The sequence below is a fragment of the Saccharothrix syringae genome (genome assembly GCF_009498035.1).
Classification (GTDB): domain Bacteria; phylum Actinomycetota; class Actinomycetes; order Mycobacteriales; family Pseudonocardiaceae; genus Actinosynnema; species Actinosynnema syringae.
In genome coordinates this window covers 9,381,561-9,402,836 of record NZ_CP034550.1, presented here as the reverse complement: position 1 = coordinate 9,402,836, position 21,276 = coordinate 9,381,561, and the positions used below count along the sequence as shown (strand labels likewise).

The following is a 21,276-nucleotide window of genomic DNA, read 5'->3' as shown; positions in this document are numbered from 1 at the left end:
GGTGCGGGCCGGCCGGCCGGGGGTGGGGCGACCCCGCGCGGCGGCGGTGCGGGCAGCCCTACGGCTTGACAGCCGAAGCTCGGAATCAAATACTCGGAACCGAGCGATTGGAGGCGATCACTTGGTCGCGAGGAAGGTGTCCAACCCGCTGGGGCTGGCGGTGCTCGGCCTGCTGATGGAGTCGCCCGCCCATCCCCACGCCCTGGCGGCCACCCTGCGCGAACGCGGGATGGACCGGGCGTTCAAGGTGACCACCGGCTCGCTGTACGACGTGGTCCGGGCGCTGGAGCGGGCCGGGTGGATCGAGGCGCGGGAGACCGTCCGGGTCGGGTCGCGCCCCGAGCGGACCGTTTATCGGCACACGGACGTGGGACGCGCGGAGTTCGTGCGGTGGGTGGAGGAGCTGGTGCGCGTGCCGGGGGCCGAGTACCCGAAGTTCCTCTCGGCGGTCGGCTACCTCGGTGCGCTGGGGCCCGAGGGCGCGGTGTCGGCGTTGCGGGAGCGGGCCGCCCGCCTGCGCGAGCAGCTGGCCGGGGCGCGGGCGGAGCACCGCCGCGTGCTCGACGGCGGCCTGCCGCGGCTGTTCCTGGTGGAGGGCGAGTACGCGGTGCGGATGGGCGAGGCCGAGCTGGCGTGGGTGGAGGAGATCGCCGACGAGGTCGAGTCCGGGGCCCTGGCCTGGCCCGACCAGGGGGACGAGCCCGGCTGGGCGCGGGGGGAGGACCGGTGACGGTCGCCGTGGTCGGGGCGGGGCCCGCCGGGCCGGCGCCGGCCGGGGTGGGGGTGGAGCTGCTGGACCGGAGGGGTGTCGCCGACCGGTTCCCGGCCGAGGGCTGAAGGTGCCTTACGCGGTGTTCGCCGACCCGACGCGCCCGCTGGAGGAGTGGCCGGCCGAGCTGGGCGTGCGGGTGTCCCGGGGGCAGGAGGTCGTCGACCTGGTCCAGGACGACGACGGGGTGGACGTGGAGCCGGTCGACCCGGCCGCGCTGCCGCCGGGCGTGACCGGCCGGGTGTTCGTGATACCGCGCCCCGGCCACGTGCGCGTGGTGCTCGACGAACCCGAACCACCCGCCGACCGCGACCGACCGGTGGAGCCGCGGTACTGCGGTCGTCGGCACCGACGACCGCCCGGTCGGCCAGGCCGGCCTGCGCACCATCTCCCTGTTCGAGGGGTCGGCGCAGCTGTCGTACTGGGTGCTCCCCGGTGCCCGCGGGGCGGGGGTCGCCGCCCGCGCGGCGCTCGCCCTGACGCGGTGGGCCTTCGACACCGCCCGGCTGCACCGGGTGTTCCTCCGGCACTCGACGGCCAACCCGGCGTCGTGCCGCGTCGCCGACCGGCTCGGGTTCGCTGGAGGGCACACAGCGGGGTGCCCTGCTCCACGCGGACGGGTGGCACGACATGCACGCGCACGCCCGCCTGCGCACCGACCGCGACCAGCCCGTCCGCTGACTCGCGAGCAGCGCTCTAGTCTGCACGTCGTGGCGGTGTGGGTGAGGCTCGCCGGCGTGGGGCTGGCCAGGGTGCGGTTCGCCTACTCGCCGGTGTTCGAGACGGTGATGGCGGTGGACGGCCTGCGCACGCCCGGCGCGCACGCCGTCCACCTGCCGTGGGTGCGGTGGGCGCGCGGGCGGGTCGCGGACATCCCCGACCTGGACCTGCTGCTGGCCCGGCTGGAGGGCCCCGCGAAGCCCGCCGAGCTGCTGCCCGTGCCCGACGTGCGCATGCCCGACCTGGAGACCGAGCTGCGCGGGGCGCCCCCGGCGGAGGCCGCGGTGATCCGGCGCTGCCACGAGGTGCTGATCGCGCCCCACTGGAAGCGCATCACCACCGTCCTGGAGGCCGACATCGCCACGCGCGCGGCGACGCTGGCGGACAGGGGCGTCGAGGCGGTGTTCGGCGACCTGCACCCGGAGGTCACCTGGGAGGACGGCGAGCTGGTCCTGCACCGCAAGCCCGACCACCGGGTGGACCTGGCCGAGCACGGCCTGGTGCTCTCGCCCACCGTGTTCGGCTGGCCGAAGGCGTGGGTCGAGATCGACCCGGTGGGCCAGGGCGTGGTGCGCTACCCGGCGCGGGGCATCGGCGCGCTGTGGGAGGACCGGTCGACGCCGCACGAGCTGGCGGCGCTGATCGGGCGGACCAGGGCGCGCCTGCTGACCCTGCTGGAGGCGCCGCGCACCACCACGGACCTGGCCACCGCGCTGGAGGTCACGGCGGGCGCGGTGTCGCAGCACATCGCGGTGCTGCGGGCGGCGCGGCTGGTGACGACCCGGCGCGAGGGCAGGCACGTGCTGCACATGCGCACCACCCGCGCCGACGCGCTCATGAACTGAGGCGCAGGCCCAGCTCGCGCTGCGGTTCGGTGAGCACGTGCCCGTGCGCGCACACCGGCACCATCGACACCTTCCCGCCGCACCCCACGTGCTCGGGCTCCACGGGCGGCGGCCCGTCGGCCAGGTGCCGGTCGCCCCAGTCCATCAGGGTCACCAGCACCGGCCACAGCTCGCGCCCGGCGGCCGTCAGCCGGTACTCGTGCCGCTGCCGCGACCCGAACTCCCGGTAGGGCACGCGTTCCAGCAGCCCGGCGTCGACCAGCCCGGCCAGCCGGTTGCTCAGCACGTTGCGGGCGATGCCCAGGTGCTCGCGCAGGTCCTCGAACCGCTGCAACCCGTTGAACACGTCCCGCACGACCTGGAGCGACCACCGCTCGCCCAGCACGGCCAGGGCGCGCGCGATCGAGCACCGGTCGTTGTCGATGACCACTCCCACGCCCCCCACGGTACTCCTGGGTTGCCGGCAGGGACCCAGCGACGCTAGGTTGCCCATCGAAACCCAGAGGGGGAGGAACCGCATGGGCATCGAAGAGCACCCCACCGTGCGAAGGGTCCGCGAGCACCCGCGCACCCGGCCGCCGTCGACGGTCGCCGCGTCGTGGCTGCGCGAGCTGGCCCTGGCGGCGGGCGCCGACGACGCGGGGTTCGTCCCCGTCACCCGCCCGGAGCTGGCGGTCGACCTGGAGCACGCGCGGGCGGCGCTGCCCGGCGCCCGCACCTACGTCGCGTTCTGCGTGCGGATGAACCGCGACAACGTCCGCAGCCCGCTGCGCAGCGTCGCCAACACCGAGTTCCACCAGGCGCTCGACGACGCGGAGGTGGTGGGGCACCGGCTGACCAGGGCGCTGGAGGACGCCGGGTACCGGGCCGTGCACCCGGCCGCGGCCTTCCCGCAGGAGATGGACGACTTCCCCGGGCGCGCCTGGGTCGTGTCGCACAAGCTGGTCGCGCAGGCGGCCGGGCTGGGCCGGATCGGCATCCACCGCAACCTGATCCACCCCCGGTTCGGCAACTTCGTCCTGCTCGGCACCGTGGTGGCGGAGTTCGAGGTCGACGAGCCCACCGGGCCGATCGACTACAACCCCTGCCTGGAGTGCAAGCTGTGCGTGGCCGCGTGCCCGGTGGGCGCGATCTCCAAGGACGGCGCCTTCAACTTCCTCGACTGCTACACCCACAACTACCGCGAGTTCATGAGCGGCTTCACCGACTGGGTGGAGCAGGTCGCCGACAGCACCGACCGCGACGACTACCGCCGCCGGGTGTCCCCGGCCGAGTCCGCGTCGATGTGGCAGAGCCTGGCGTTCCGGCCCAACTACAAGGCGGCCTACTGCATGGCCGCGTGCCCGGCGGGCGAGGACGTGATCGGCCCGTTCCTCGACGACCGCAAGGGGTTCCTGGAGCAGGTCGTCAAACCGCTCCAGGACAAGGCCGAACCGGTCTACGTGCGCCCCGGCTCGGCCGCCGAGGAGCACGTGACCAGGCGGTTCCCCCACAAGGACGTGCGCCGGGTGTCCAACGGCCTGCCCGGGAACTAGGCGGGCGGCCCCTGCTCGGCCAGCACGCCGCCGGCCAGGCGCAGCCACCGCCGAACCCCGATCTCGGCCAGGAACCGCTCGTCGTGGCTGACCACGACGAACGCGCCCCGGTAGGCGTTGAGCGCGGCGGTCAACTGCCCGACGCTCGCCAGGTCCAGGTTGTTCGTCGGCTCGTCCAGCAGCAGCAGTTGCGGGGCGGGCTCGGCGAACAGCAGGCACAGCAGCGTCGCCCGCAGCCGCTCGCCGCCGGACAGCTCGCCCACCGGCACGGCGGCGTGCGCGTCGCGGAACAGGAAGCGCGCCAGCAGGTGCATCGAGTCCGTCCGGGACAGCCCCGGCGCGGCCGCGGCCAGGTTCTCCGCAGTGGTGCGCGACAGGTCCAGCGTGTCCAGGCGCTGCGACAGGTACGCCACCCGGCCCCCGGCCCGGTCCAGCACCCCGCCGTCGGGCTCCAGGGTGCCCTCGACGACCCGCAGCAGCGTGGACTTGCCCGCGCCGTTGGGGCCGGTCAGCGCGATCCGCTCCGGTCCGCGCACCACCAGGTCCACGCCCTCGCCGGCGAACAGCGCCCGCCCGCCGCGGTCGACCCTGATGTGCCTGCCGCTGAACACGGTGCGGCCCGCGGGCACCTCGGTGCCCGGCAGGGACAGCGCGAGCACCGGCTCCTCGCGGGCGGCCAGGTCGGCCTCCGCCAGCCGCGCCTGCGCCGCGTCGAGCCGCCGGCCGTGCACGTCGTCGGCCCGGCCCGCGGAGTCCTGCGCCCACCGCTTGAGGTTGCCCGCGGCGATGCGCGGGATGTCGGCACCGGAGCGGGCACCGCTGCTCGCGCGGCGGGCGGCGCGCTCCCGCGCCTGCTGCCTCTCCCGCTTCTCCCGCTTGAGGTCCTGCTCGGCGTTGCGGAGGTTCTTCTCCGCGACCTCCCGCGCGGCCTGCCTGGCCGCCTCGTAGGCGGAGAAGTTCCCGCCGTGGAACCGCAGCCGCGACGGGCCCAGCTCCGCGATCCGGTCCACCCGGTCGAGCAGCGCCCGGTCGTGGCTGACCAGCAGCAGGCAGCCGCGCCAGTCGGCGACCACGGCCTCCAGGCGGGTCCGGGCGTCCCGGTCGAGGTTGTTGGTCGGCTCGTCGAGCAGCAGCACGTCCGGCCGCTTGAGCAGCTGGGCGGCCAGGCCCAGCGACACGACCTGGCCGCCGCTGAGCGTGCCCAGCCGGCGGTCCAGCGCGACGTCGCCGAGGCCGAGCCGGTCCAGCTCGGCGCGGGCCCGCTCCTCGACGTCCCAGTCGTTGCCGATCGCGGCGAAGTGCTCCTCGGCCGCGTCACCGGACTCGACGGCCGCCAGGGCGCGCAGGACGGGCGCGACGCCCAGCACGTCGGCCGCGGTCAGGTCGGCGGTCAGCGGCAGCGCCTGCGGCAGGTGGCCGAGCACGCCGTCGACCACGACCGAGCCCCCGGCGGGGCGCAGCTCGCCGGCGATCAGCTTGAGCAGGGTCGACTTGCCCGCGCCGTTGGGCGCCACCAGGCCGGTGCGGCCGGGGCCCGCGGTGAAGGACAGGTCGGTGAACACGGGGGTGCCGTCGGACCAGGAGAAGGACAGGTCGGCACAGGTGATCCTGGACATGGGGAAGAGCCCTCGGGGGAGGTGCGGGCGCGCGCGAGGCCGCCCGGGGTGGACGGAGGAGGACGGGCACGACGCGGCGCGGCGTCACCGCGCGAAGGCGGGCACCGCCGGTCGTGGTCCGGGTCTCACCCGGAGACGTCGTCCTCGGCCACCAGCAAGGGAACTCCCTGGAACTCGTGCTCGATCGGCAGGCTACCAGCGGGCGGCGACACGCGCGTGCCACCGCCCACCGGGCCTGCGACCGGGGGCCGGGCGGGTTGACCGCCCGGCCCCCGGATCAGTGCTGAGCCGTCCGGTCCGGGCGGGTCGACCGCCCGGACCGGCGAACCTCAGTGCTGGGCCACCCGGCGCGGGCGCCCGCCCGCGCGGTCACCCGACCGGTCGCGGTCGAAGCGGCCGCCGCGGAAGCCGCCGCCGGTGCGGCGCGGACCGCCGCCACCGCCACCGCCCCGGCGGGCCCGGACCGGGACCTCCGGCTCGGTGACCGGGACGCCGCTGGGCACGCGGGCACCGGTGATCCGGATCAGGTCCTCGTCACCCGGGCGCACCTTGGTCGACGCGGGCCGGATGCCGGCGCGGGCGGTCAGGCCCTGCACGGCGCGGCGCTGGTCGTGCGTCACGAGCGTGACCACCGTGCCGGACTGGCCGGCGCGGGCGGTGCGACCCGCCCGGTGCAGGTAGTCCTTCGGGTCGGCCGGCGGGTCCACGTGCACGACCAGGCTCACGTCGTCCACGTGGATGCCGCGCGCGGCGACGTCCGTGGCGATCAGCACCGGCATCGTGCCCTCGCGGAACTGGCCGAGCACGCGCGTGCGCGCGCTCTGCGCCTTGCCGCCGTGCAGGGCACCCGCCTGCACGCCGACCGACCGCAGCTTCTTGGCCAGCCGGTCCACGTGGTGCTTGGTGCGCACGAACATGATCGTGCGGCCCTCGCGGGCGGCGACCTCGGTCACCACCGACTGCTTGTCCTCGGCGGACACGAACAGCAGGTGGTGCTCCATCGTGGTGACGCTGCCGGTCGGCGGCGCGACCGAGTGGACCACCGGGTCGTGCAGGTACTGCCGGACCAGCTTGTCGACGTCGCCGTCGAGGGTCGCCGAGAACAGCAGCCGCTGGCCGTCGCGCGGGGTCAGGTCCAGGATGGCCCGCACCTGGGGCATGAAGCCCATGTCGGCCATCTGGTCGGCCTCGTCCAGGGCGGTGAACATCACCTCGGACAGGTCGGCCGTGCCCTGCCGCACGTGGTCGGAGAGCCGACCGGGCGTGGCGATCAGCAGGTCGACGCCGCGGCGCAGCGCGTCGATCTGCCGCGGGAAGGACGTGCCGCCGACGACGGTGCGGCACCACAGGCCCAGCGAGCGGGCGAACGGCGACAGCGCCTCCTCGACCTGCATGGCCAGCTCGCGGGTCGGCACGAGCACCAGGGCGCGCGGCTTGAGCGGCTTGGCCCGGCCGCCGGCCAGGCGGGACAGCAGGGCGAGGCCGAACGCGAGCGTCTTGCCCGAGCCGGTCTGGCCGCGGCCGAGCACGTCACGGCCCGCCAGCGCGTCCGGCAGCGTGGCGGCCTGGATCGGGAACGGGTCGGTGATGCCCGCCTGGTCGAGCGCGCGCAGCAGCTCGTCGGCCAGGCCCAGTTCGGCGAACGAGGGCAGCGGGCCCTCGGGGAGCGTGCTCTCGACGTGGTCTGGGACGGTGGTCGCCGGCTCCGCGACGGGGGCCGGGCGACGGTTCCCCTGGCCTGGGCGCCTGCCTCGCGGCTTGCGGGTCTGCGGGCGCTCGGAACGGCCTTGGGACAGTGGTGGCAAAGCTGACCTCCGGGACACGGCACGTCTCGGCGGATTGCTCTGCTTTGCCGGCAGGCGCGATCGCGGGGACGGGCCCGGCGCGCGGACCGCGCCGATCGTGGTTGGGAGCACCGCCGGCCACTGCGGCGGCCTGGGGCGCTCCGTGGCGCCACCGGGCGGTGCACCACCAGTCTAGCCGATCACGGGCGCTGCCCGGGCATCGAGTGCGGCCGATCGGCCGCACGAGTGACCAAACGGGCAATCGCGTGGGCCGCGCCGACCGTCACCGGGAACCATATCAGCGCACGTGGCGAGGGGTGCACCCGAATTCCCGCGCGGCGGAGTTGACGAATTGCCCACACGCTGAACGGGGCCACCACGACCGGGGCGGTGACCACGCCCGGCGTGTAGCCGCGGAACACCGCGCTGCCCAGCACGTGGGTGACCGAGTGCAGGCCGAAGCCGGTCAGCACCGCCTGGAAGAACGGGGACCGGCCGCCGGTGCGCGCGCCGTCCGCCGCCGCGGCCGCGACGACGACCCCGACCAGGCCGATGGCGGTCGCCGCGTGCGGCGCGGTCGTGGTCGGCACGCGCGGCTGCCGCCGGGTCCAGCGCGCCGTGGTGACCAGTTCCTCCAGGTCGTGCACGACCCACGCGGCGAGCAGGCCCCAGGTGACCTTCTTGCTGACCATGGCAATTACGTTACATGATGTAACGCATGGCTGGACGACCGAGGAGCGCCCGGGTGGACCGGGCCCTGACCACCGCCACGCTGGAGCTGCTGGACGAGGTGGGGTTCGACGCGCTGACCCTCGACGCGGTGGCGACCAGGGCGGGGGTCGGCCGGCCCGCGCTCTACCGGCGGTGGCCGACCAAGCTGCACCTGGTGGCGCACGTGCTGCTGACCGACGTCGTGCCGATGGCCGACCCGGACACCGGCAGCGCCCGCGCCGACCTGCTCGCCCTGGCGAACGCGCTGGTCGACGGGCTGTCGTGGGTCGTGCTGGCGGTGCACGCCGAGGCCCGCCGGGTGCCGGGGCTGGTCGACGGGTTCCTGGCCGAGCGGCACGCGCTGGTCGACGGGGTGGTGCGGCGCGGGGTGGCGCGCGGCGAGCTCCGGGCCGGGACCGACCCGGAGCTCGTGCGCGACCTGCTGTTCGGCCCGCTGGTCTACCACTGGCTGGCCACCGACCGGGCGCGCCCGGCGGAGGACGTGTTCGCCCTGGTCTGGCCGCTGCTCAGCGCGGACCGGGTCGGCGCGGACCAGGTCAGCGCAGGCCCGCCTCGTCCAGCAGGGCCTCGGTGACCTCGCGCGGCTCGGCCAGCTCCGGCGGCAGGCCCCGCCCGGTGAACCAGCCCGCGACGTTGCGCACGTCGCGCTCCAGGAACTCCGGCCCGCGCGGGTTCGCCGCCAGGTCCACCACCTGCGGCAGGTCGATCACGACCAGCCGCCCGTCGTGCACCATCAGGTTGAACGCGGACAGGTCGCCGTGCGCCAGACCCGCCGAGGCCATCAGCCCCAGCGCGTCCACGAGCTGCCGCCACAGGTCCAGCAGCTCGTCGGGGTCCGGCCGCAGCTGCGCGAGCCGCGGCGCGGCGGCGCCGTCGGTGCCGACGAACTCCAGCAGCAGCTCGGTGCCGTCCCGCTGCACCGGGTAGGGCACCGGGGCGCCGAGCTGCCACAGCCGGGTCAGCGCGGCGAACTCGGCCACCGCCCACCGCTCGGCGATGAGGTTGCGGCCGAACGCGCTGCGGTTGGTCATCGCGCGCATCTCGCGCGAGCGCCGTATGCGCCGGCCCTCCAGGTAGCCCGCGTCGCGGTGGAACAGCCGGTGGTCGTTGCTGCGGTACCGCTTGGCGGCCAGCAGGCACGACCGGTCGGTGCCGGGCATGGCCCGTTCCAGCAGGAAGACGTCCGCCTCCTTGCCGGTCTTGACCACCCCCAGCTCGCGGTCCACCGCGGACAGGTCGGTGACCAGCCACGACGGGTGCGGCTTGGGGCCCTGGTCGGCGTCGCCCCAGGTGGACCACCGGTCGCCCTCGGGCGGGACGTCCGCGGCCTGCGCGTCCTCGCGCATCTCGGCCAGGCGGTCCCTGGCCTCCTCGGTGAGCCGGCCGCGGCGGTCGGGCGCCACCTCGTCGCGGCGGCGCTGCTGCCTGGCCTTCTTGACCTGCCAGCGCAGGTCGTCGGCGTGGTCGAACCGCGATTCGAAGTCGTAGCCCTCGTCGTCGGTCTCGGAATCGTCAGAACTGGCGTGCTCGCGCACTGGGGTTCGCTCCAGGTGAGGTGGGGTGGTCGCCCCACCGCGCCCGGCGTGGGAGTCGGTCGCGTTGCGCTCCGGCCGCGTCAGGCGGGGTGGGCGAGCGGACGGGTCGGTGCCACGTCCCGGACGGCAATGGCCATCTGGCACCTCCTCAAGTCCGCCGTGGTCTCCACCACCGGCGCTCTGCGCGTTTCGCGATCAGGTTGCCGGACCCGCGATCCGGCCGCAACGGGTTTTCCCGCGGGCCGGTTCCGCGACCGGCCGGTCCTGTCGTCGGCCGGTCCTGTCGCCGAGCGGTCCCGCGGTCAGCCGGTCCCGCGGCCGGCCCCGCCGCCGAGCGGTCCCGCCACTCGTCCTGCTCTCGCCGCTCGTCACCGTCCCGCCGCTCGTCACCGTCCCGCCGCTCGTCACCGTCCCGCTGCTCGGCGCGCTCCCGTCACCGGCCCTACCGCCGCTCCACCCGGTAGCCGGCCCGGTTGCCCAGCCACGCCTCGGCCAGCCCGCCCATCACCTTCGAGTCGTGCCGCAGCACGCGTTCGTCGTGCCACTCGCGCGCCAGCGGCGCGGCGGCGAGCATCCGGCGGCGGGCCGTGGCGCTGAACCCCACCAGCGCGACCACCGCCTCCTCCACCTCGTGGCGGGGCAGCGGTCGCGGCGAGCCGTCCTCGGGCAGGCGCAGTTCGGTGTCCGCGAACGTGGCCGAGGTGCCGAGGTCGTGGGCGAGCTGGTGCTCCAGGGACTCGGCGTTGGCCTGCCGGCGCCGCCACCCCTGGTCCGTGCACGCCAGCCGCAGGCCGAGCAACCGGGCCAGGCAGAGGCCCGACCAGACCCGCTTCAACGCCTCCGGCGCGTCCAGCGGGTCGCTCTCCAGGTCCTGCGTGTGCCCTCTGAGCAGGGCGGGTGTGACGGTGTCCGAGGATGTGTCGGCGCTCACGCGGTCATTCTGGCACTGCCGTCACGAGAGGTGACAACTCGCTGCGGTCAGTCACACTTTTGGCCGGTCGCGCTGGCAGAAGGACCGCCGGTAGTCCTTGGGGGCGACACCCACCAAGGCGGTGAAGTGGTGGCGCAGCAACGCGGCCGTGCCGAAGCCGCAGCGGTGGGCGACGTCCTCCACGGTCAGCTCCGTCTCCTCCAGCAGGCGGCGGGCGCGCAGCACGCGCTGGGTGGTGAGCCAGCGGTGCGGGGTGGTGCCGGTCTCGGCGGCGAAGCGGCGGGCGAACGTGCGCTCGGACATGGTGGCCCGCTCGGCCAGGCTGGCCACGCTGTGCTCCTCGTCGAGCCGGTCCTCCAGCCAGGCCAGCAGGGGCTGGAGGCTGTCGGCCCGGTGCGGCGGCGCGGGCAGCTCGATGAACTGGCGCTGGCCGCCGTCCCGCTGGGGCGCGACCACCATGCGGCGGGCGATCGCGCCGGTGACGGCGGAGCCCAGTTCCCGGCGGACCAGGTGCAGGCAGGCGTCGATGCCGGCGGCGGTGCCCGCGCTGGTGACGATGTCGCCCTCGTCGACGAACAGCACGTCCGGGTCGACCTCGGCCTCGGGGAAGCGGCGGGCCAGGTCGTCGGCGTACCGCCAGTGCGTGGTGCAGCGGCGACCGTCCAGCAGGCCGGCCTCGCCGAGCACGTACGCGCCATTGCACACCGACAGCAGGGTGCTGCCGGCGGCGTGCGCGCGGCGCAGGGCGTCCAGCAGGGCGGGCGGGTACTCGGGGCGGACGCCCACGGCGGGCACCGCGACCAGGTCGGCGCCGTCGAGCGCGTCGAACCCGTGCTCGGGGGTCAGGGACGCGCCGACGCTGGTGCGCACGGGCGCGCCGGGCTGCGGGCCGCAGACCCGGAAGTCCACCGGCGGCACGCCCTCGTCGGTGCGGTCGATGCCGAAGACCTCGCAGACGACCCCGAACTCGAACGGCGCCAGGCCGTCGATGACGACGGCGGCAACGGTGCGCAGCATGGGGTCCACAGTAGTTGGCTGGATCTTGACGAACAATGGCAAAGCTGCCAGTGGTGGCAGGTTCTTGCGCATCGCACAGTTGTTGCCATGACCGCAATCCTGATCACCCTGGCCGTGGTGGCGCTGGTCGTCCACGGCCTGGAGCGCAACCACCGCCGCCGACCCTCCTTCGCCCCCCGCCTGGCGGGCAGCCACGACGTGGAAGACCGAGACCTGCTCCGACTGCACAACGACCTGCACGGCGTGTCCTCCACCCCGACACCGCGTGTCCACCGTTCCGACACCGCGAGTCCTCCGGTCGGACACCGCGTGTCGCACGCCCGGGCCGCCTGAACGTGGAACTCGGGGGTCCTGGAGGTTCGACTCGCGGTGCCTGAGTGGTCGACTCGCGGTGTCTGGGTGGAGGACACGCGCGGGGTGGGAGTTCGGCGAGGGGTGGGCTCCCGACCGCGCGTCCTCGGGCGACCAGGGCGGCGACCTGGGTCAGACGACCAGGTCGGCGGTGTGCGGGCCGGTGGGTTCCAGGTGGAAGCCGGACCTGGTGGCCACCCGCACCAGGGATTTGAGGTCGGCGGGTTCGGAACGGGACTCGACCAGGGCGCGGGCGAGCCGTCCCTTGTGCGCCTTGTTGAAGTGGCTGACCGCGTTCCGCCTGCCCTTCGCGTCCTCGGTCACCACCCGCACCACCGCCGCCCCGGGCACCCGGGCCAGCGAGTTGTACGGGCTCGACCGCAGGTCCACCATGAAGTCGTCGGCGCCGGCCAGCACCGGCTCCAGCACCGGCCGCCACAGGGCGCCCAGCGGCCCGGTGGCGGGCAGCGCGCTGCCGCCCGACAGCCGGTAGGCCGGGATCGGGTCACCACCACCGACCAGCCCGAACAACGCCGACGCGACGGCCAGCCGCCGGTGCGCGCGGCTCCGCTCGGCCTTGGTCAGCGAGTCCAGGCCGAGCGCGTCGTAGAGCACCCCGGTGTACCGGGCGAGGGCCGGCGTGGTGGGCGAGCGGCGCAGCTCGGCGTTGCGCGCCACCTCGCCGGCCTGCCGCTCGGACAGCCCGAGCGCGGCCAGGCTCGCGGGCACGTCGGCGGCCAGGTCGACCAGCGCGTCGACCAGCTTCGCCCGCACCGGGTTCAGCTCGGGGTGCGACAGCAGGTCGAGGTCGAGCGGCCCGCCGGAACCGCCCTCGGCCTTGGTCTCCGACGGCGGGAGCAGCACGAGCACGAGCGGGGAGCCTAGTGCGGCCGGTCGGGCAGCACGCGCAGCCGGGTCACCACGGCGTAGTGGTCGGACGGCACGGTCCCGCGCACCGCGGACACCCCGGCCAGCTCGCAGCTGTCCACCTCGAACCACCCCATCCGCTTCTGGTGCACCAGGCCGAGGTCGGGCAGGGCGATGAGCACGTAGTCCAGCCGCCGCCGCGGCCACGGCGTGCACGCGGCGTAGGGGTTGGTGTGGTCCCAGGTGTACCCGTGCTCACCGCCGCGGGCCTGCTCCCAGCAGTCCATGAACACCGGCCCCGGCGGCTCGTCGGCCTTCAGCCCGGTCAGCGCGCGCACCTCGTCGGAGGTGGGCTCGGCGTTGAGGTCGCCCATGACGACCGGCGGCAGCACGCCCGCCGGCCGGGCGGCCAGGTGCTCCCGGATCGCCCGCACCTGCCGCAGCCGCGCCCCGCCCTCGTCGGGCCGCCACGACAGGTGCGTGCTGACCACCGGCACGGTGCCCTGGGGCGTCTCGACGTCGGCCACCACCGCCAGCCGCGGGTCGGTCGGGTCCGGGGTGAGGTCCACGGTCTGCCACCCGCTGATCGGCCAGCGGCTGAGCACCGCGTTGCCCTGGCCCAGCCCGGTGTCGCCGAGGGGGTGGGCCGAACCCGCGCTGTGCATGCCCAGCGCCTCCGCGATGACCTCCAGCTGCGATGTCCCGTCGGCCGAGGTCCACACCTCCTGGAGCGCCAGCACGTCCGGGTCGACGACCCGCAGCGTGTCGATGATCGCCTTCTCGCGCTCCCGCCACGGCCCGAAGCGCCCCCACAGGTTCCAGGTCATCAACCGCAAGCCCGCGCTCCAATCCGGGAATCGTCACTCCGCATGGTGGCGGAGTACCCACCACCATGCGCGGTGAGTCGGACCGGGCGGGGGCGGGTTCGGACCCGCCTCCCGAGCGGGCGTCAGCCGGAGTGGGCGAGGCAGAACCGGTTGCCGTCCGGGTCGGCCAGCACCTGCCAGGTCAGGCCGGGGTGGGTGTGCCGCTCCACCGCGGTCGCGCCCAGCCCGACCAGCCGCTCGACCTCGGCTTCCAGGTCGGTCACGTGCGCGTCGAAGTGCACCCGGTTCTTGCCCGGCGTCGGGTCGCCGACCCGCTGGAACGCCAGGCTCACACCGCCCTCGGTGGCGGGGGCGAGCATGACGAAGTCGCCGTAGTCCTGCGCCACCGAGGTGTTCAGCGCCTTGGTCCAGAAGTCCACCAGCCGCCGGGGGTCCTCGGTGTCGAAGGTGATCATGCCGATCGAGATGGTCATGCGCGGACGCTAGCGGGCACCACCGACAAAACCCGCGCCGCCGCACGAGTGGACGGCCGGAGGCGAGGGCCGGGGCGGGCAGGGAAGCGCGGGAGGGGTGTGGCTGGGGCGGGAATCGGAGGCGAGGGGAGTGCGAGCGGTGCCGGGGACTGAGAGCGAGGAGTGCGGGCCGGGACCGCGATCGGGCACTTCAGGCGGGTGCCGGGGCGGAACCCGGAAGCGCGGACCCCGCCGCGTTCACTACCCTTGCCGCCAAACCCGCGCCACGAGGAGCACCCACCGTGATCACCAGGATGTCGTCGCTGTTCCTGCGCACTCTGCGCGAGGACCCGGCCGACGCCGAGGTCCCCAGCCACAAGCTGCTGGTCCGCGCCGGCTACGTGCGCCGCGTCGCGCCGGGCGGGTACTCGTGGCTGCCGCTGGGCCTGCGGGTGCTCCGCAACGTCGAGCGGGTGGTGCGCGAGGAGATGGACGCCATCGGCGCGCAGGAGATCCAGTTCCCCGCGCTGCTGCCGAAGGAGCCCTACGAGGCCACGAACAGGTGGACCGAGTACGGCCCCAACCTGTTCCGCCTCAAGGACCGCAAGGGCGCCGACTACCTGCTCGGCCCCACCCACGAGGAGCTGTTCGCGCTCACCGTGAAGGGCGAGTACTCCTCGTACAAGGACTACCCGGTCACCCTGTACCAGGTCCAGACCAAGTACCGGGACGAGGCGCGCCCCCGCGCGGGCATCCTGCGCGGCCGCGAGTTCGTGATGAAGGACTCCTACTCCTTCGACCTCACCGACGAGGGCCTGGCCGAGTCCTACCAGCGCCACCGCGAGGCGTACATCCGCATCTTCGACCGGCTGGGCCTGGACTACGTGATCGTCTCCGCCACGTCCGGCGCGATGGGCGGCTCGGCGTCGGAGGAGTTCCTGGCCGTCGCGGAGACCGGCGAGGACACCTTCGTGCGCAGCACGGAGTCCGACTACGCGGCCAACGTCGAGGCGGTCACCACGCCCGCGCCCGCGGAGCAGCCCGTCGAGGACAAGCCCGCGGCGCAGGTGCACCACACGCCCGGCACGCCCACCATCGGCACGCTGGTCGACTTCCTCAACCAGGCCGGCCTGGGCCGCACCTTCACCGCCGCGGACGCCCTGAAGAACGTCCTGGTCAAGACCCAGCGGCCGGGCGAGGAGGACTGGACGCTGCTGGCCATCGGCGTGCCCGGCGACCGCGAGGTCGACCTCAAGCGCCTGGAGGCCGCGGTCGCGCCCGCCGAGGTGGCGATGCTGGAGGAGGCCGACTTCGCCCGCAACCCGTTCCTGGTCAAGGGCTACATCGGTCCCGGCGCGCTCCAGGCCAACGGGGTGCGCTACCTGGTCGACCCGCGCGTGGTGCGCGGCACGGCGTGGGTGACCGGCGCGGACAAGGCCGACCACCACGTGGTGGACCTGGTCGTCGGCCGCGACTTCACCCCCGACGGCGTGATCGACGTGGCCGAGGTCCGCGAGGGCGACCCGTCGCCCGACGGCCGGGGCGTGCTGGTCGCCGCGCGCGGCATCGAGATCGGGCACATCTTCCAGCTGGGCCGCAAGTACTCCGACGCGTTCTCGCTGGACGCGCTGGGCCCGGACAGCAAGCCCATCCGGATCACCATGGGCTCCTACGGCATCGGCGTGTCCCGCCTGGTCGCCGTGCTGGCCGAGCAGAGCCACGACGAGCGCGGCCTGGTCTGGCCCCGCAACGTGGCGCCGTACGACGTGCACCTGGTCGTCGCGGGCAAGGACGAGACCCTGCTCGCCGGTGGTGAGAAGCTCGCGGGCGAGCTGACCGCGGCCGGTCTCGACGTGCTGCTGGACGACCGCAAGGCCAGCCCGGGCGTGAAGTTCGCCGACGCCGAGCTGGTCGGCGTGCCGACCATCGTGGTGGTGGGCCGCGGCCTGGCCAACGGCGTGGTCGAGGTCAAGGACCGCCGCTCGGGCGAGCGGGTCGAGGTGCCGCTGGACGGCGTCGTCGCCCACCTCACCGATCTGGTGAAGGGCTAGGGCAGCACGGCGGCCAGCACGGCCGCCGTGTCGGCGAGGTCGGTGAGCACCACGTGCGCACCGGCCTCGCGCAGCTCCTCGGCCGTGTTGGACCCGGTGGCCACGCCCACCGCGACGGCGCCGTGCCGCAGCGCCGCCTCCACGTCGTGCGGCGTGTCGCCGACCACCACGGTGCGGAACCCGCGGCCGTGCTTGGCCTCGGCCAGCCGGACCGCCTCCAGCACCAGCTCGGGCCGGTGCTCGGACAGCTGCCCGTAGCCGCCGATCCCGAAGTCCAGGTGCTCGTCGAGGTCGAACGCGGCGAGCTTGAACCGGGCGATCTCCGGCAGGTTCCCGGTGACCAGGGACTGCACCACGTCCGCCCGCCCCGCCAGCGCCTCCAGCGCGGCCCGCGCGCCGGGCAGCGCGCGTCCCGCGGTCGCCAGCTGCGCGTGCTCGCGGGTGGCGACGTCGACCAGCTCGGCGTGCATCCGGGCGACCAGCTCCTCGGTGGGGTCGAGGGCGTGCGAGGTCAGCAGCTCCAGCGTGATCCACCGCTCGGTGCGGCCGCCGAAGTGGGGCGTGTGCACCAGGTCGAGCCCGGCCACCGCGCGCAGCGCCGAGCGGTACCAGTGGCGGCCCAGGTCGCGCACGTCGACCAGGGTGCGGTCGATGTCCCACAGCACGAGGGTGTTCACGTCAGCCGGACGCCTTCCAGGATGCGCCGCACGTCGTCCTCGGCCGGTCCCTGGGCGGCGTGGGGACCGCCTTGGGCGACGTTGAGGGCGAAGACGGCGGTTTTCGAGCCCTTGCGCAGCGCCACCGCGGTGACCACGGCCCCGGGCGCGTAGCAGGCGTTGACGGCCTTGGGGGTCACCTCGACGCTGACCACGACCCGGTCGTCGGAGGTCTCGACGCGCGGTTCGCCGATCCCGGGCGCGGTGCCGTCGACCGTGTAGCCGCCCCGGGCGAGCCGGTTCACCACGTCGGTGGCGATCTCCTCGGCGTTCCCCGAGGCGACGGACCCGGCCACGGCCTGCGCCTGCACCATGTCGCGCCCCTGGCACTGGAACGGCCGGGACACGTGGGACCCGGTGATCCGGAGGCGGCCCAGCGCGCCGGTGCCGCCCTCCTCCCACGACGGCGGCAGTTCGTAGCGCAGGCCGGCCTCGTCGTCCTCGACCGCGAGCCAGTCCGGCGCGGGCGAGGTGCTCGTCGGTGCCGGCGTGCCCGCCTGCCCCTCGTGGTCGCCGAGCAGGGTGAACGCCACCACGCCGACGACGGCGGCGAGCACGGCGACGACCGCGAGCGCGATCCACAGCGGTGCCCGGCTCGGCCGCCTCGGCGGGAGCTGCGGCGGGTAGGCGCCCAGCCCGGTGTAGCTCATCAGCCCAGCGGCCGCACGGAGTCGACCATGGCCTGGAGGTCGGCCTCGGTCGCCGGCTTCGGGTCGGCCGGCCCGCCCTCCAGGTCGCCGTTGGCGAAGAACACGTGGTAGCCGCGGTCGCCCTTGAGCACCAGCACCTTGACCATGCCCTTGGTGGCCAGGCACTGGTCGCCGGAGGTGGTGATGGTCGCGTCGACCTGGACGCCCTCGATGGTGCCGAGCTCGACCGACTTGGGCTCGCCGAGCTTCACCTCGGACTTCGGCGCCGAGTTGTAGAACTGGGTGCCGAGCTTCTGGGCGAAGTCCTTGGCGACCGCGGCCAGGTCGCTCTGCGGCACGACCGCGCCGCCCGCGCCGCCGCGGGTGAAGCCCTTGCCGCCGCAGTCGTAGGCGTCGACCAGGGACAGGCCGGTCAGCCGCACGTCGGTCATGCCCTCGACCGGTGCGGTGCCCGACGAGGGCGACCAGCCCTTGGGCACGTCGTAGCTGTAGGACAGCGCGGGGACGGGCAGGCAGTTCCAGCCCGGCTTGACCGGTTCGCAGGTCGCGGCCGGGTCGGTCGAGGGCTTGGTGGTGGTGGTCGGCTTGGGGCGGCTCGTCGTGGTGGGCTGCGACGTGTTGCTGCTGCTCGGCCCGGCCGACGGGGTCTCGTCCCTGGTCAGCAGGAACGCCGTGGCGCCACCGCCGACGAGCACCAGCACGACCGCGCCGATGGCCAGCCACAGCTTGGTCCTGCTCTTGCGCGGCGGCTCCCCGCCACCGGAGAACACGCCGAGGCCGCCGTACCCGCCGGGGTACTGCTGCTGCCCGTAGTCCGGCTGGCCGTAGGGCTGCTGACCGTACTGCTGCCCGTACTGCGGCTGCCCGTACTGCTGGCCGTACTCCGGCTGCTGCCCGTACTGCGGCTGGCCCTGCTGCTGGCCCTGCTGCTGGCCGTGCCCCTGCTGGTCCCAGCCGCCCTGGTTGGGCTGGCCGCCCCAGCCGGTCTGCCCGTCACCTGGGTAAGTCACCCGGGCACCGTACCTCGTCGGTTCATCCGTTCGGGGTGGACGAGAGCGATTCGACAGGGGGGAGCTCCGCCGCTACCCGGGCAGGAAGCTCAGCCGGACCTTCCGGACCGGGTTGTCGACGTTGGTGTCGACCAGGCACACCGACTGCCAGGTGCCCAGCGCCAGCACGCCGCCCAGCACCGGGATCGTCGCGTACGGCGGCACCAGGGCGGGCAGCACGTGGTCGCGGCCGTGGCCGGGCGTGCCGTGCCGGTGCTGCCAGCGGTTGTCGGCCGGCAGGAGGTCCTTGAGCGCGGTCAGCAGGTCGTCGTCGCTGCCCGCGCCGGTCTCCAGGACCGCCACGCCCGCCGTGGCGTGCGGCACCCAGATGTGCAGCAGGCCGTCACCGTCCACGTCGACCAGGAAGTCCTCGCAATGGCGGGTCAGGTCGTAGACGACCTCTTCGGAGCCGGTGCGGACTTGGATCTCTTCGCTGCGCACGTCGGCATTGTGCCGGTAAACGCCGTGCGACCGCGCGCGACCGGCCGGCACGATTCGGGCCGTGATCCACACCGCGATCGTCACCGGGGCCAACCAGGGCATCGGCGCCGCCACCGCGCGGGCCCTCGCGGCGCAGGGGGTGCAGGTCCTCGTCACCTACCTGCGGTTCGTGCCCACGCCCGACCCGAGCCTGCCCGGGGCGTACTTCACCGCCCGCGAGTCGGGCGCCGAGCAGGTGGTGGCCGCGATCACCGGGGCGGGCGGCCGGGCGCACGCGGTGGAGGCGGACCTGGCCGACGTGACCGCGCCGGCGCGGCTGTTCGACACCGCCGAGCGGGTCTTCGGGCCGGTGGACGTGCTGGTCAACAACGCCTCCGCCTGGGTGCAGGACACGTTCCTGGCCACCGAGGTGGACCGGTTCGGGCGGGTGCTGCGGGGCGTGACCGCGCAGACCTTCGACGCGCAGTTCGCCGTGGACGCGCGGGCGAGCGCGCTGATGATCGCCGAGTTCGCCCGGCGGCACGTCGCGCGCGGCGGCAACTGGGGCCGCATCGTCGGGCTGACCTCGGGCGGACCGCTCGGGTTCCCCGGCGAGGTGTCCTACGGGGCGGCCAAGGCGGCGATGGACAGCTACACCCTGGCCGCGGGCGGCGAGCTGTGGCCGCACGGCGTGACGGCGAACGTGGTCAAGCCGGGCGTGGTCGACACCGGGTGGGTCAACGACGCGGTGCGCGCCTCGCACGAGGTGTCGCAGCCCGAGGAGGTGGCCGGCGTGATCGCGTTCCTGTGCTCGGACGCGGCGGCGAGGGTGACGAGGAATACGATCATCCTCCACTGAAATTACCCATGGGTAACATGTCGCCCATGAAGGCTTCGCGTCTCCGTCGCGGCATGAACCTGTGGCCGCCGTTCCTGTTCGCGGGCATCCGCGTGGTCGAGCTGTCCGACGACTACCGCTACGCCAGGGTGCGGCTGCGGATGCACCGGTGGAACCGGAACTACGTGGGCACCCACTTCGGCGGCTCGCTGTTCGCGATGACCGACCCGTTCTGGATGCTGATGGTGCTCCAGCACCTGCGGCGCGACCACGTGGTGTGGGACAAGGCGGCCGAGATCGAGTTCGTCCGGCCCGGGCGCGGCGACGTGTTCGCGGAGTTCCGGCTGACCGACGAGCAGCTGGACGAGGTGCGGTCGCTGGCGGCCGACGGTGGCAAGGCGCTGGTGTGGTTCACCACCGACGTGGTCGACGCGGAGGGCCAGGTCGTGGCGCGCACCCGCAAGCAGGTCTACGCGCGGCGCAAGAAGTCCGTGGACGGCGGGGCGCTCCGGGCGGTGTGATGATCACATGCGCAGCGCTTTCGGCACCACCTTCGACGTCCCGCCGGGTTACCTGAACACCGCGAGCATCGGCGTGCCGCCCCGGCCCGCCGCCGAGGCCGTGGCCGCCGCCGTGGGGCGGTGGGCGGGCGGGCAGGACACGCCGGACTCGGCCGAACCGTCGATCGCCGCCGCGCGGGCGGGGTTCGGCCGGCTGGTGGGCGTGCCCGCGGCGCGGGTGGCGCAGGGCGCCACGGCCGCGCACCTGGTGGCCATGGTCGCGGCCGCGCTGCCCGAGGGGGCGTCGGTGCTGGTGGCGCGCGGCGAGTTCACCAGCGTGACCTTCCCGTTCGCGGCCCGGGGGCTGCGGGTGACCGAGGTCGACCTGGACGAGGTGCCGGCCGCGGCCGGCGGGCACGACCTGGTCGCGGTGAGCGTCGTGCAGTCGGCCGACGGGCGGGTCGTCGACCTGGGCGGGCTGCGCGCGGCCGGGGTGCCGGTGCTGCTGGACGTCTCCCAGGCCGCCGGGTGGCTGCCGCTGGACCTGGGCTGGGCGGACTGGGTGGTGGGGGTCGGGTACAAGTTCCTGATGGCGCCGCGCGGGTGCGCGTGGCTGGCCTGCTCGCCGTCGGCGCTGGAGCGGACCGTGCCGGTGGCGGCGAACTGGTACGGCGGCGAGGACCCGATGGCGACGGTGTACGGGCTGCCGGTGCGGCTGGCCTCGGACGCGCGCCGGTTCGACGTGGCGCCGGTGTGGCTGTCGCAGTACGGGGCGGCCGAGTCGTTGGCCTACCTGGCGTCGCTGGACCTGGCGGAGGTCCGGGACCACAACGTCGGGTTGGCCGACGCCCTGCTGACCGGGCTGGGCCTGCCCGCGCGGGGCAGCGCGATCGTCTCGCTCGACGTCCCGCCCGCCGCGGCGGAGCGGCTGGCGGCGGCCGGCGTGCGGTCCAGCGTGCGCGCGGGGCGGGTCCGGCTGGCGTTCCACCTGTACAACTCGGCGGAGGACGTCGAACTGGTGCTCGAAGCGCTCGGCTGAGCCGCTTCCGTTACCGTGAGTTCTTGTGTCGG

23 protein-coding genes and 1 pseudogene are annotated in these 21,276 nt (G+C 74.5%); 10 read left to right on the top strand and 14 right to left on the bottom strand.

Going from position 1 to position 21,276, the window contains the following annotated elements:
* Positions 1-121: 121 nt before the first annotated feature.
* The 3 genes and pseudogenes from EKG83_RS39395 (at position 122) to EKG83_RS39380 (ending at position 2,334) form a co-directional block, all read left to right on the top strand.
* Positions 122-730 (top strand): PadR family transcriptional regulator, encoded by a 609-nt coding sequence (locus EKG83_RS39395; RefSeq protein ID WP_033432714.1) that lies wholly within the window; start codon positions 122-124, stop codon positions 728-730.
* Between the two features lie 416 nt (positions 731-1,146).
* Positions 1,147-1,287, top strand: a pseudogene (locus EKG83_RS48730) (GNAT family N-acetyltransferase); the annotation flags it as partial.
* Positions 1,288-1,479: 192 nt separating this feature from the next.
* The gene (locus EKG83_RS39380) at positions 1,480-2,334 is read left to right on the top strand and encodes an ArsR/SmtB family transcription factor (RefSeq protein WP_228122383.1); all 855 of its coding nucleotides are present in this window, start codon (positions 1,480-1,482) and stop codon (positions 2,332-2,334) included.
* On the opposite strand, the gene EKG83_RS39375 is transcribed toward EKG83_RS39380, so the two are convergent.
* Positions 2,324-2,770, bottom strand: a complete 447-nt coding sequence (locus tag EKG83_RS39375) for a winged helix-turn-helix transcriptional regulator (protein WP_228122382.1) — start codon at positions 2,768-2,770, stop codon at positions 2,324-2,326. The two genes, EKG83_RS39380 and EKG83_RS39375, sit on opposite strands and share 11 nt — an antisense overlap.
* Positions 2,771-2,852: 82 nt before the next feature.
* Here EKG83_RS39375 and EKG83_RS39370 point away from each other — a divergent pair, with 82 nt between their 5' ends.
* The gene (locus EKG83_RS39370) at positions 2,853-3,869 is read left to right on the top strand and encodes a 4Fe-4S binding protein (RefSeq protein WP_033432712.1); all 1,017 of its coding nucleotides are present in this window, start codon (positions 2,853-2,855) and stop codon (positions 3,867-3,869) included.
* Here the strand turns inward: EKG83_RS39370 and EKG83_RS39365 are convergent.
* From EKG83_RS39365 to EKG83_RS39355, 3 genes are all read right to left on the bottom strand, one after another.
* Complete coding sequence (locus EKG83_RS39365; RefSeq protein ID WP_033432711.1) at positions 3,866-5,485, bottom strand: ABC-F family ATP-binding cassette domain-containing protein; 1,620 nt, start codon at positions 5,483-5,485, stop codon at positions 3,866-3,868. The two genes, EKG83_RS39370 and EKG83_RS39365, sit on opposite strands and share 4 nt — an antisense overlap.
* Positions 5,486-5,814: 329 nt before the next feature.
* Positions 5,815-7,290: a DEAD/DEAH box helicase gene (locus tag EKG83_RS39360; RefSeq protein ID WP_033432710.1), complete on the bottom strand. Its 1,476-nt coding sequence runs from the start codon at positions 7,288-7,290 to the stop codon at positions 5,815-5,817.
* Between the two features lie 179 nt (positions 7,291-7,469).
* Positions 7,470-7,961, bottom strand: coding sequence for an HXXEE domain-containing protein (locus tag EKG83_RS39355; RefSeq protein ID WP_033432709.1), 492 nt, complete (start codon positions 7,959-7,961; stop codon positions 7,470-7,472).
* Positions 7,962-7,987: 26 nt separating this feature from the next.
* On the opposite strand from EKG83_RS39355, the gene EKG83_RS39350 reads away from it, so the two are divergent.
* On the top strand, positions 7,988-8,575 hold the full coding sequence (locus EKG83_RS39350; RefSeq protein ID WP_051766306.1) for a TetR/AcrR family transcriptional regulator: 588 nt from the start codon (positions 7,988-7,990) through the stop codon (positions 8,573-8,575).
* Here EKG83_RS39350 and EKG83_RS39345 read toward each other — a convergent pair.
* From EKG83_RS39345 to EKG83_RS39335, 3 genes are all read right to left on the bottom strand, one after another.
* On the bottom strand, positions 8,538-9,452 hold the full coding sequence (locus EKG83_RS39345; RefSeq protein ID WP_033432745.1) for a serine protein kinase RIO: 915 nt from the start codon (positions 9,450-9,452) through the stop codon (positions 8,538-8,540). The two genes, EKG83_RS39350 and EKG83_RS39345, sit on opposite strands and share 38 nt — an antisense overlap.
* Positions 9,453-9,978: 526 nt before the next feature.
* Positions 9,979-10,467: a hypothetical protein gene (locus EKG83_RS39340; RefSeq protein ID WP_033432708.1), complete on the bottom strand. Its 489-nt coding sequence runs from the start codon at positions 10,465-10,467 to the stop codon at positions 9,979-9,981.
* Positions 10,468-10,518: 51 nt separating this feature from the next.
* Positions 10,519-11,484 (bottom strand): GlxA family transcriptional regulator, encoded by a 966-nt coding sequence (locus EKG83_RS39335; RefSeq protein ID WP_033432707.1) that lies wholly within the window; start codon positions 11,482-11,484, stop codon positions 10,519-10,521.
* An 87-nt stretch (positions 11,485-11,571) separates the two neighbouring features.
* On the opposite strand from EKG83_RS39335, the gene EKG83_RS39330 reads away from it, so the two are divergent.
* Positions 11,572-11,817 carry a hypothetical protein gene (locus tag EKG83_RS39330; RefSeq protein ID WP_033432706.1) on the top strand — a complete coding sequence of 82 codons (246 nt, stop codon included), beginning with the start codon at positions 11,572-11,574 and terminating at the stop codon, positions 11,815-11,817.
* Positions 11,818-11,967: 150 nt separating this feature from the next.
* Here EKG83_RS39330 and yaaA read toward each other — a convergent pair whose 3' ends face one another.
* From yaaA to EKG83_RS39315, 3 genes are all read right to left on the bottom strand, one after another.
* Entirely contained in the window at positions 11,968-12,705 is a 738-nt protein-coding gene (yaaA, locus tag EKG83_RS39325; protein ID WP_033432705.1) for a peroxide stress protein YaaA, read from the bottom strand.
* Positions 12,706-12,716: 11 nt separating this feature from the next.
* The gene (locus EKG83_RS39320) at positions 12,717-13,529 is read right to left on the bottom strand and encodes an endonuclease/exonuclease/phosphatase family protein (protein ID WP_051766305.1); all 813 of its coding nucleotides are present in this window, start codon (positions 13,527-13,529) and stop codon (positions 12,717-12,719) included.
* Positions 13,530-13,651: 122 nt separating this feature from the next.
* Positions 13,652-14,002: a VOC family protein gene (locus EKG83_RS39315; RefSeq protein WP_033432703.1), complete on the bottom strand. Its 351-nt coding sequence runs from the start codon at positions 14,000-14,002 to the stop codon at positions 13,652-13,654.
* A 281-nt stretch (positions 14,003-14,283) separates the two neighbouring features.
* On the opposite strand from EKG83_RS39315, the gene EKG83_RS39310 reads away from it, so the two are divergent.
* Positions 14,284-16,032 carry a proline--tRNA ligase gene (locus EKG83_RS39310; RefSeq protein WP_033432702.1) on the top strand — a complete coding sequence of 583 codons (1,749 nt, stop codon included), beginning with the start codon at positions 14,284-14,286 and terminating at the stop codon, positions 16,030-16,032.
* Here EKG83_RS39310 and EKG83_RS39305 read toward each other — a convergent pair.
* The 4 genes from EKG83_RS39305 to EKG83_RS39290 form a co-directional block, all read right to left on the bottom strand.
* On the bottom strand, positions 16,029-16,709 hold the full coding sequence (locus EKG83_RS39305; protein ID WP_228122381.1) for an HAD family hydrolase: 681 nt from the start codon (positions 16,707-16,709) through the stop codon (positions 16,029-16,031). The genes EKG83_RS39310 and EKG83_RS39305 overlap by 4 nt on opposite strands.
* Positions 16,706-17,398, bottom strand: coding sequence for a hypothetical protein (locus tag EKG83_RS39300; protein ID WP_033432701.1), 693 nt, complete (start codon positions 17,396-17,398; stop codon positions 16,706-16,708). The genes EKG83_RS39305 and EKG83_RS39300 overlap by 4 nt, the downstream gene beginning before the upstream one ends.
* A complete protein-coding gene (locus EKG83_RS39295) occupies positions 17,398-18,408 on the bottom strand; it encodes a flagellar basal body-associated FliL family protein (RefSeq protein WP_051766304.1) in 1,011 nt (336 codons plus the stop codon). The genes EKG83_RS39300 and EKG83_RS39295 overlap by 1 nt, the downstream gene beginning before the upstream one ends.
* Before the next feature lie 72 nt (positions 18,409-18,480).
* A complete protein-coding gene (locus EKG83_RS39290; RefSeq protein WP_033432742.1) occupies positions 18,481-18,888 on the bottom strand; it encodes a YjbQ family protein in 408 nt (135 codons plus the stop codon).
* Between the two features lie 61 nt (positions 18,889-18,949).
* Here EKG83_RS39290 and EKG83_RS39285 point away from each other — a divergent pair, with 61 nt between their 5' ends.
* The 3 genes from EKG83_RS39285 to EKG83_RS39275 are packed head-to-tail and all read left to right on the top strand — an operon-like array spanning position 18,950 to position 21,244.
* Complete coding sequence (locus tag EKG83_RS39285) at positions 18,950-19,726, top strand: SDR family NAD(P)-dependent oxidoreductase (RefSeq protein ID WP_051766303.1); 777 nt, start codon at positions 18,950-18,952, stop codon at positions 19,724-19,726.
* A gap of 26 nt (positions 19,727-19,752) precedes the next feature.
* Entirely contained in the window at positions 19,753-20,226 is a 474-nt protein-coding gene (locus tag EKG83_RS39280; protein ID WP_033432699.1) for a DUF4442 domain-containing protein, read from the top strand.
* 7 nt (positions 20,227-20,233) lie between these two features.
* Entirely contained in the window at positions 20,234-21,244 is a 1,011-nt protein-coding gene (locus tag EKG83_RS39275; RefSeq protein WP_033432698.1) for an aminotransferase class V-fold PLP-dependent enzyme, read from the top strand.
* Positions 21,245-21,276 lie beyond the last annotated feature (32 nt).